The sequence below is a fragment of the uncultured Pseudoflavonifractor sp. genome (genome assembly GCF_944387805.1).
GTDB lineage: Bacteria > Bacillota > Clostridia > Oscillospirales > Oscillospiraceae > Pseudoflavonifractor.
This window is the reverse complement of the sequence record NZ_CALXGI010000088.1, coordinates 1-9,044: the sequence shown is the minus strand read 5'-3', so window position 1 is coordinate 9,044 and position 9,044 is coordinate 1. Positions and strand designations below refer to the sequence as shown.

9 protein-coding genes are annotated in these 9,044 nt (G+C 63.3%); 8 read left to right on the top strand and 1 reads right to left on the bottom strand.

The window, feature by feature from the left end:
- Positions 1-105 precede the first annotated feature (105 nt).
- The 8 genes from uxaC (at position 106) to Q0K06_RS13290 (ending at position 7,993) form a co-directional block, all read left to right on the top strand.
- A complete protein-coding gene (uxaC, locus tag Q0K06_RS13325) occupies positions 106-1,509 on the top strand; it encodes a glucuronate isomerase (protein WP_294553483.1) in 1,404 nt (467 codons plus the stop codon).
- A gap of 14 nt (positions 1,510-1,523) precedes the next feature.
- Entirely contained in the window at positions 1,524-2,570 is a 1,047-nt protein-coding gene (gene uxuA, locus Q0K06_RS13320; RefSeq protein WP_294553480.1) for a mannonate dehydratase, read from the top strand.
- Between the two features lie 26 nt (positions 2,571-2,596).
- Positions 2,597-3,442, top strand: coding sequence for an SDR family oxidoreductase (locus Q0K06_RS13315; protein WP_294553477.1), 846 nt, complete (start codon positions 2,597-2,599; stop codon positions 3,440-3,442).
- A 6-nt stretch (positions 3,443-3,448) separates the two neighbouring features.
- Positions 3,449-4,747: an NAD(P)-dependent oxidoreductase gene (locus Q0K06_RS13310; RefSeq protein WP_294553474.1), complete on the top strand. Its 1,299-nt coding sequence runs from the start codon at positions 3,449-3,451 to the stop codon at positions 4,745-4,747.
- Positions 4,748-4,792: 45 nt separating this feature from the next.
- Positions 4,793-5,431 carry a bifunctional 4-hydroxy-2-oxoglutarate aldolase/2-dehydro-3-deoxy-phosphogluconate aldolase gene (gene eda / locus Q0K06_RS13305; protein WP_365925921.1) on the top strand — a complete coding sequence of 213 codons (639 nt, stop codon included), beginning with the start codon at positions 4,793-4,795 and terminating at the stop codon, positions 5,429-5,431.
- Entirely contained in the window at positions 5,424-5,771 is a 348-nt protein-coding gene (locus Q0K06_RS13300; protein ID WP_294553468.1) for a VOC family protein, read from the top strand. Before eda ends, Q0K06_RS13300 begins: the two co-directional genes overlap by 8 nt.
- Positions 5,772-5,798: 27 nt before the next feature.
- Positions 5,799-6,824, top strand: a complete 1,026-nt coding sequence (locus tag Q0K06_RS13295; protein ID WP_294553464.1) for a sugar kinase — start codon at positions 5,799-5,801, stop codon at positions 6,822-6,824.
- Positions 6,825-6,895: 71 nt separating this feature from the next.
- Positions 6,896-7,993 (top strand): sugar kinase, encoded by a 1,098-nt coding sequence (locus Q0K06_RS13290; RefSeq protein WP_365925916.1) that lies wholly within the window; start codon positions 6,896-6,898, stop codon positions 7,991-7,993.
- Here the strand turns inward: Q0K06_RS13290 and Q0K06_RS13285 are convergent.
- Positions 7,983-8,885 (bottom strand): alpha/beta hydrolase, encoded by a 903-nt coding sequence (locus Q0K06_RS13285; RefSeq protein ID WP_294553458.1) that lies wholly within the window; start codon positions 8,883-8,885, stop codon positions 7,983-7,985. The genes Q0K06_RS13290 and Q0K06_RS13285 overlap by 11 nt on opposite strands.
- Positions 8,886-9,044 lie beyond the last annotated feature (159 nt).

Sequence of the window (9,044 nt, the reverse complement as noted above, 5' to 3'; positions counted from 1 at the left end):
CGCCATTGATCAGGGCATGTCCCTGGAGCAGGCCATGGAGCGCTATCAGACCATTGATCAGGTGCCTGAGCAGCTGAAAAATTAAATTGAAAGGAAGCATAAACCTTGAATACCTTTCTGAACGATGATTTTCTGCTGGACACGGAGACCGCCCGAGCCCTGTACCACACCTATGCCGCATCCATGCCCATTGCCGACTACCACTGCCACATCGACCCCAAGGACATCTGGGAGGACCGGCGCTTTGAGAACATCACCCAGCTCTGGCTGGGCGGCGACCACTACAAGTGGCGGCTCATGCGCTCCAACGGCGTGGAGGAGAAGTACATCACCGGCGACGCCTCCGACTGGGAAAAGTTCGAGAAATTTGCCCAGACCCTGCCCCGGGCCATCGGCAACCCCATGTACCACTGGTGCCACCTGGAGCTGAAGAACTACTTCGGCTACACGGGGGTGCTCAACGGGGAGACTGCCCATGAGGTGTGGGAGCTGTGCAACGAAAAGCTGAAGAACGACCCGGCTATGAGCGCCCGGGGCCTGATTCTGGGCAGCAACGTGGCCATGGTGGGCACCACCGACGACCCGTGCAGCGACCTGGCGTGGCATGAGAAGCTTGCGGCGGACAGCTCCTTCCCCGTACTGGTGTGCCCCAGCTTCCGGCCCGACCCGGCGGTGAACCTGCACAAGCCTGGTTTCGCCGCCTATCTGGAGAAGCTGGAGCAGACCACCGGCCGCACCATTGCCACCATTGAGGACATGCGCGCCGCCCTCAGCGACCGCATCGCCTTCTTCGACGCCCATGGCTGCCGCTCCGCCGACCACGGCCTGGACTATGTGATGTGCCGCGAGGTGTCCGATGAGGCCGCCACCGCCGCCATGAACAAGGCCCGGGCGGGTGAGGCCCTCACCCGTGAGGAGGCCGAGGGCTACCAGACCGCGGTGATCCTCCACTGCGCCCGGGAGTACCGGAAGCTGGGCTGGGTCATGCAGCTCCACTTCAGCTGCATGCGCAACCCCAATAGCCGCATGATGGAGCAGCTGGGCCCGGACACCGGCTTTGACTGCATTGCCGTCACCGACAGCTGCGCCGCTACTTACCGCCTTATGGACGCTCTGGAGCGGGAGGGCAACCTGCCCAAGACCGTGCTGTACAGCCTGAACCCGGCAGACAACGAGTGGATCGACACCCTGCTGGGGGCCTTCCAGGGGCCGGAGACGGCAGGGAAGATTCAGCACGGCAGCGCCTGGTGGTTCAACGACCACAAGACCGGCATGACCGAGCAGCTGACCAGTCTGGCCAACCTGAGCGTGCTGGGCAATTTCATCGGCATGCTCACCGACAGCCGCAGCCTGCTCAGCTACGCCCGCCACGAGTACTTCCGCCGGGTGCTGTGCTCTCTGCTGGGCCACTGGGTGGAGAACGGAGAGTACCCCCGGGACATGCTCACTCTGGGCGGCCTGGTCCAGGACATCTGTTTCAACAACGCCAAACGCTACTTTAATCTGTGACAAAGGAGAACAATATGAAGCTTTCGTTTCGCTGGTACGGAGAGAGCGACCCCATCTCTCTGGAATATATCCGTCAGATTCCCGGCATGCGCAGCATCGTCACCGCGGTGTACGATGTGAAGCCCGGCGAGGTCTGGCCTGAGGAGAGCCTGGCGGCCCTGAAGAAGGACTGCGAGGACAACGGCCTGGTGTTCGACGTGGTGGAGTCCATCCCCGTCCACGAGGACATCAAGCTGGGCCGGGGCAACCTGGACCACCTGCTGGAGGTCTACTGCGAGAACATCCGCCGCTGCGCCAAGTACGGCGTCAAGTGCGTGACCTACAACTTCATGCCCGTCTTTGACTGGACCCGCACCCAGCTGGACAAGAAGGCCCCCGACGGCTCCACCAGCCTGGTGATGTACTGGGATCAGATGAAGGGCCTGGACCCCCTCAAGGACGACATCCACCTGCCCGGCTGGGACTCCAGCTACACCCAGGACGAGGTGCGGGAGCTCATCTCCGCCTACGGCGAGATCGGCGAGGAGGGCCTGTGGGCCAACCTGGAGCGGTTCCTGAAGAAGGTCATCCCCGTGGCCGAGGAGTGCGGCGTGAAGATGGCCATCCACCCCGACGATCCCCCGTACCCCATCTTCGGCCTGCCCCGCATCATCACCTGCGAGGCCAATCTGGACCGGTTCCTCAAGCTGGTGGACTCTCCCGCCAACTGCCTGTGCCTGTGCACCGGCAGCCTGGGCTGCGCCAGAAGCAACGACGTGGTGGCCATGGTGCGCAAGTACTCCGCCATGGGCCGCATCGCCTTCATGCACATCCGCAACGTGAAGATCATGGAGGACGGCTCCTTTGAGGAGCGTGCCCACCTGTCCAGCTGCGGCAGCCTGGATATGTACCAGATTGTCAACGCCCTGGTGGAGACCGGCTTTGACGGCTACGTCCGGCCCGACCACGGCCGCATGATCTGGGGCGAGACCGGCAAGCCCGGCTACGGCCTGTACGACCGTGCCCTGGGCGCGGCCTACATCAACGGCCTGTTCGAGGCCTGTGAGAAAGCAAAGAAGTAATTTATTTAGAAAGAAGGAGCTTTATCATGATCAATCTGCCTCTGAATGTGGACTTTACCGGCAAGGTAGTCGTTGTGACCGGCGCCGGCGGCGTGCTGTGCGGCGAGATGGCCCGGGCCTTTGCCCAGGCGGGCGCCAAGGTGGCCGCCCTGGACCTGAACGAGGACGCCGTGAAGAAGCTGGCCGAGGAGTGCAAGGCCGAGGGCTATATCTGCGAGGGCTACAAGGCCAACGTGCTGGAGCCCGAGGCTCTGGAGGCCGTCCACGCCCAGGTGCTCAAGGACCTGGGTCCCTGCGACATCCTCATCAACGGCGCCGGCGGCAACAACCCCCGCGCCACCACTGACAACGAGTATCAGCACGAGGCCAAGGAGGGCCAGAAGACCTTCTTTGACCTGGAGCCCAGCGGCGTGGACTTCGTGTTCAAGCTGAACTTCCAGGGCACCCTGCTGCCCACCCAGGTCTTTGCCAAGGACATGGTGGCCAACCAGCACGGCTGCATCCTGAACATCTCCTCCATGAACGCCTACATCCCCCTGACCAAGATCCCCGCCTACTCCGGCGCCAAGGCCGCCATCTCCAATTTCACCCAGTGGCTGGCCACCCACTTCGCCGGCAGCGGCATCCGCTGCAACGCCATCGCCCCCGGCTTCCTGGTGTCCAACCAGAACCGGAAGCTCCTCTTCAACGAGGACGGCACCCCCACCCCCCGTACCGCCAAGATCCTGGCCGGCACCCCCATGAACCGTTTTGTGGAGAGCGACGAGCTGCTGGGCGGCGTGTTCTTCCTCTGCGATGACAAAGCCGCCAGCGCCATCACCGGCGTGGTGCTGCCCATCGATGCGGGCTTCTCCGCCTACTCCGGAGTGTGATAGGCCGTGGCGCTTCATGTTATGGATGAGGCAGCGCGGTGCTTGGGCTGTAAAAAGCCCAAGTGCCGTGAGGGCTGCCCCATTGGAACCAATATCCCGGAGGTCATCCGTCTGCTGAAGGAAGGCAAGCTGGACGAGGCGGGCTGGATGCTCTTTGAGAACAATCCGCTGACCACCGTCTGCTCCCTGGTATGCAACCACGAGAGCCAGTGCGAGGGGCACTGCATCCGGGGCATCAAGGAAGCGCCGGTCCACTTCTCCATCATCGAGAACTACATCTCCACCACCTATGCCAACAAGATGGTGAAGGGCCCTGCGCCGTCCAACGGCCGCCGCGCCGCCGTCATCGGAGCGGGCCCCGCCGGCCTGACCATCGCCATTATCCTGGCCCGGTACGGATACCAGATGACCATCTTCGACGGCCGGGACAAGATCGGCGGCGTCATGCGGTACGGCATCCCCGACTTCCGCCTGCCCGACGCCGTGCTGGACGATATCGCCTACCGTCACCTGGAGCTCAAGGGCATCAAGTTCCGGCCCAACACCTACATCGGCAACACCCTCACCATTGACGACCTGTTCCGGGACGGCTATGAGAGCGTGTTCCTGGGGGCGGGGCTGTGGCGGCCCAACCGGCTGAACATCAAGGGCGAAAGCCTGGGCCATGTGAGCTACGCCATCAACTACCTGGCCAATCCCGACGCCTTCCATCTGGGAGAGCGGGTGGTGATCATCGGCACGGGCAACTCCGCCATGGACTGCGCCCGCACCGCCATCCGCAAGGGGGCCAGGCACGTGGTGTGCGTGGCCCGGGGCGGCACCATCGGCGCCAGCCATTACGAGACCAGCTACGCCAAGCTGGAGGGGGTGGACTTCCTCATGAACAAGGCCACCCTGGAGATTCGGGACGACGGCGTGGTGCTGGCCGACAACCAGAAGCAGGAGGACGGTTCCACCGTCACCGTGGAGGGTTCGGAGCGGCTCTATCCCTGCGACAGCGTCATCATCGCCGTCAGCCAGGGTGCGGAGAACAACCTGGTAAAGACCACCCAGGGCATCGACATCACCGGAAAGGGCCTGCTGGCCGTGGATGAGGACGGCCGCACCAGCCGCCCCGGCGTCTTTGCCGCCGGCGACGCGGTCAACGGCGCCCGCACCGTGGTGGAGGCGGTAGCCAACGGCAAACGGGTGGCAGAGGCCATGCACGCCTACATGCAGAGCCTGCCCATGCCGGAGCCCGACCAGTACGCAGATGTGCCTGTGGCCCAGGACGCCCAGGTACTCCAGAATCCTTCCGGGTCATAAACAATCTTTATGCTGCTGAAAAGGAGCGTTATCAAGATGAATGCCATGAATGAAGCCATTTCCAACATCGGCGTTGTGCCGGTAATCAAGCTTAACCACCCTGAGCGGGACGCGGTGGCCCTGGCCAACGCCCTGTGCGAGGGCGGCGTGCCTGTGGCCGAGGTGACCTACCGGGCTGCCGGCGCCGCCACCGCCATCAAGCTGATGAGCGAGGCCAAGCCCGACATGCTGGTGGGCGCCGGCACCGTGCTCACCACCGCGCAGGTGGACGAGGCCGTGGCCGCCGGCGCCAAGTTTATCGTCACCCCCGGCCTGGACGTGGAAATCGTGAAGTACTGCCAGGCCAAGGGCGTGCCTGTCTTCCCCGGCTGCACCACCGCCACCGACTACCACACCGCCTATAAGCTGGGCCTGGAGGTCCTCAAGTTCTTCCCCGCCGAGCAGTCCGGCGGCCTGGCCAAGATTAAGGCCCTCAGCGCCCCCTTCCCCATGTTTAAAATCATGCCCACCGGCGGCATCTCCCTCAAGAACCTGAAGGACTACCTGTCCTGCCCCGTCATCTGCGCCTGCGGCGGCTCCTACATGGTCACCGCCGACCTCATTGACAACCAGAAGTGGGACGAGATTGTCAATCTGTGCAAGGAGTCCGTGGCCATCGTAAAGCAGGTGCGGGGCAATGGCTGAGTACACACTGGCCCATGTGGGCATCAACGGCGCCAACCCGGAGGAGGCCCGGAAGGCGGCGGAGCTGTTCTGCACGCTCTTTGGCTTCACCGCCAAGGAGGGCAACAGCTCGGTCTTTGCCGGCAGCGGCATCGAGGTCATGAAGGAGCCCTACAAGGGCACTCACGGCCACATTGCCATCGGCACGCCCGATGTGGCGGCGGCCCAGGCGGAGCTGGAGGCCAAGGGCTTCACCTTTGACCCCTCCACTGCCAAGTACCTCTCCGACGGCACCCTCAACGCCATCTATCTCAGCGATGAAATCTGCGGCTTTGCGGTCCACCTGGTGGGCAAGAAGTAAGGCGGCATACAGGAGGAATCCGAGAATATGAAAGTTGTTACCTTCGGCGAGCTGATGGTCCGGCTCCAGCCCTACAACTACGAGCGCTTTGTCCAGGCCGACCACCTGGAGTTCAGCTTCGGCGGCGGCGAGGCCAACGTGGCCGTGTCCCTGGCCAACTACGGCGCCGACGCTGTGTTCGTCACCAAGCTGCCCGCCCACGCCATTGGCCAGGCGGCAGTCAACTCCCTGCGCCGGTACGGCGTGGACACCAGCAAGATTGTCCGCGGCGGCGACCGGGTGGGCATCTACTACAACGAGAAGGGCGCCTCCCAGCGGGGCAGCGTGTGCATCTACGACCGGGCCCACTCCGCCATTCAGGAGTCCCAGCCCTCCGACTTCGACTGGGACAGCATCTTTGAGGGCGTGGACTGGTTCCACTTCACCGGCATCACCCCCGCTCTGGGCCCCAACCTGGTGGACGCCTGCGAGGAGGCCTGCAAGGCCGCCAAGGCCCGCGGCGTGAAGATCTCCTGCGACCTGAACTACCGGGGCAAGCTGTGGACCCGGGAGCAGGCCCGGGAGGCCATGACCGAGCTGTGCCAGTACGTGGACGTGTGCATCTCCAACGAGGAGGACGCCAAGGACGTGTTCGGCATCGAGGCCGAGGCCACCGATATCTACGCCGGTGAAATCAACCGGGAGGGCTACAAGTCCGTGGCCAAGCAGCTTGCCGACAAGTTCGGCTTTGAGAAGGTGGCCATCACCCTCCGGGAGTCCCACTCCGCCTTTGACAACGGCTGGAGCGCCATGCTCTATGATGTGGCCTCGGGCGAGTACTGCTTCTCCAAGAAGTACAACCTCCACATCATCGACCGTGTGGGCGGCGGCGACAGCTTCGGCGGCGGCCTCATCTACGCCCTGCTGTCCGGCAAGTCTACCCAGGAGGCGGTGGAGTTCGCCGTGGCGGCCTCCGCGCTCAAGCACTCCATTGAGGGCGACTACAACATGGTCACTGTCGCTGAGGTGGAGAAGCTCTCCGGCGGCGACGGCTCCGGCCGCATCCAGCGCTGAATACCAAACAAACAGGGCCGGCTGCACCAGCAGCCGGCCCCTTTATCCTTATTCTGAATTATAGAGAGGAGATGCAGGCCATGATACACCGCAATCCGCTGCTGCGCCAGCAGGACGACACAGGAACATTCATCACCGTGGGGGAGATTATGCTGCGGCTCACGCCCCCGGACTATGGAAAAATCCAGGTGGCCACCGGCTTTGAGGCCAGCTACGGCGGCAGCGAGGCCAACATCGCCCTGGCCCTGGCCAACCTGGGCATTGACAGCACCTTCTTCACCGTAGTGCCCAACAACAGCCTGGGCAAGAGCGCGGTGCGCATGCTGCGCAGTAACGACGTCCACTGCACCCCCGTCATCCTCAGCACCCCCCAGGAGACCCCCACCCACCGGCTGGGCACCTACTACCTGGAGACAGGCTACGGCATCCGGCCCAGCAAGGTCACCTATGACCGCAAGCACAGCGCCTTTGCCGAGTACGACTTCAGCCATGTGGACCTGCGCGCCCTGCTGGAGGGCTTTGACTGGCTCCATCTCAGCGGCATCACCCCCGCCCTCAGCCCCGCCTGCGCCCAGCTGGTGCTGGACTGCCTGAAGGTGGGCAGAGAGCTGGGCATGACCATCAGCTTTGACGGCAACTTCCGCAGCACGCTGTGGAGCTGGGAGGAGGCCCGGGACTTTTGCACCAAATGCCTGCCCTATGTGGATATTCTCTTTGGAATTGAGCCCTACCACCTGTGGAAGGACGAGAACGACCACAGCAAGGGGGACTGGAAGGACGGCGTGCCTCTCCAGCCCAGCCTGGAAGAGGAGAAGATGGTATTCGACGCCTTTGTGGCGCGGTATCCCAACCTGAAGTGTATTGCCCGCCACGTGCGCTACGTCCACAGCGGCAGTGAAAACAGCCTGAAGGCCTACATGTGGTACAAGGGCCGGACCTATGAGAGCCGCCTCATCACCTTCACCATTCTGGATCGGGTGGGCGGCGGCGACGCCTTTGCAAGCGGCCTCATCTACGCCATGATGAAGGGCTGGAGCCCGGAGGAGACCGTCAACTTCGCCGTTGCCAGCAGCGTCATCAAGCACACCATCCACGGCGACGGCAACATCACCGACGATGTGGATACCATCCGGGGCATCATGAACCAGAGCTACGACATCAAGCGGTAACCGCCCCCTGGCCGGGGAGAGGCTTTTCCGGCAGCCGGCCCAAGAGCCAGCCCAGCTCCTCCCGGTTGGCCTGGCGGCCCAGCGGGGAACGGATGTCCAGATGAAATACATGACCCGTCTTTTTGTCCCCATAGAGCTTTGCCTCTGTGGGGACATTTTGTTCCCGCAGAAGCGCCGCCATAGGCATGCAGTGGTCTGCAAGAAAGTCCCCCGGCGCGCTCATCAGGTAGGTGGGCGGAAATCCAGGACCAATGTGGCCCAGCACGTCCAGGACCTCCTGGCTGATATGGGCCCTCTTTGGGATATACCAGTTCACCGCAGAGCCCAGCAGCCTCTTTTTTTCGGGCCGCAGCTGGTACATTCCGCAGTTGAGTCCCAGCCCCCGGATGGCAACCCCGGGCCGCCCCAGGCCCAGCAGCGCCCCGTAGTCCGGGTTGGACCAGGCGGCTCCATACTGACTTGCAATCTGGGCTCCGGCGGAGTCGCCAATGAGAAAGACCTTGTCCCGATCCAGGCCGAAATCCGCCCCCCGCCGCGCCAGCCACAGCAGCACCTGCTCCAGATCCCGCAGGGGAGCGGGGAAGGAGTACCGGGGCGCCAGATGGTAGTTGAAATTCACCACGCCGCATCCCAGCTCCGCCAGAGACATGCAGTAGAACTGGTATCGGTCCTTGTCTCCGTATACATAGGCTCCGCCGTGGACGCTGACCACTGTGGGCAGCAGGCCGGCGGCCCCCTTGGGCCGGTATACGTCCAGCAGGTTCCATGCTCCGTCAGGACCGTAGGAGATGTTGTCCCGCCGTTCCACGCCGGCGGGGGTTGTCAGCCCCGCGTCGCGCCTCCTGTCGCTCCCGGCCCAGAGCGTTCGGATAAACCACACAGAAACAGACATGCGCCTCACCTCTCTCATTTTTGTAACCTTACAGGGTCGGGGCGGCCAAAGGCCGCCAAACCCCAAAAAAGAAAGACACGCTTTAAGCGTGTCTTTCTTTTTTGGCACGCCTGAGGGGATTCGAACCTCCGACCTACCGCTTAGGAGGCGGTCGCTCTA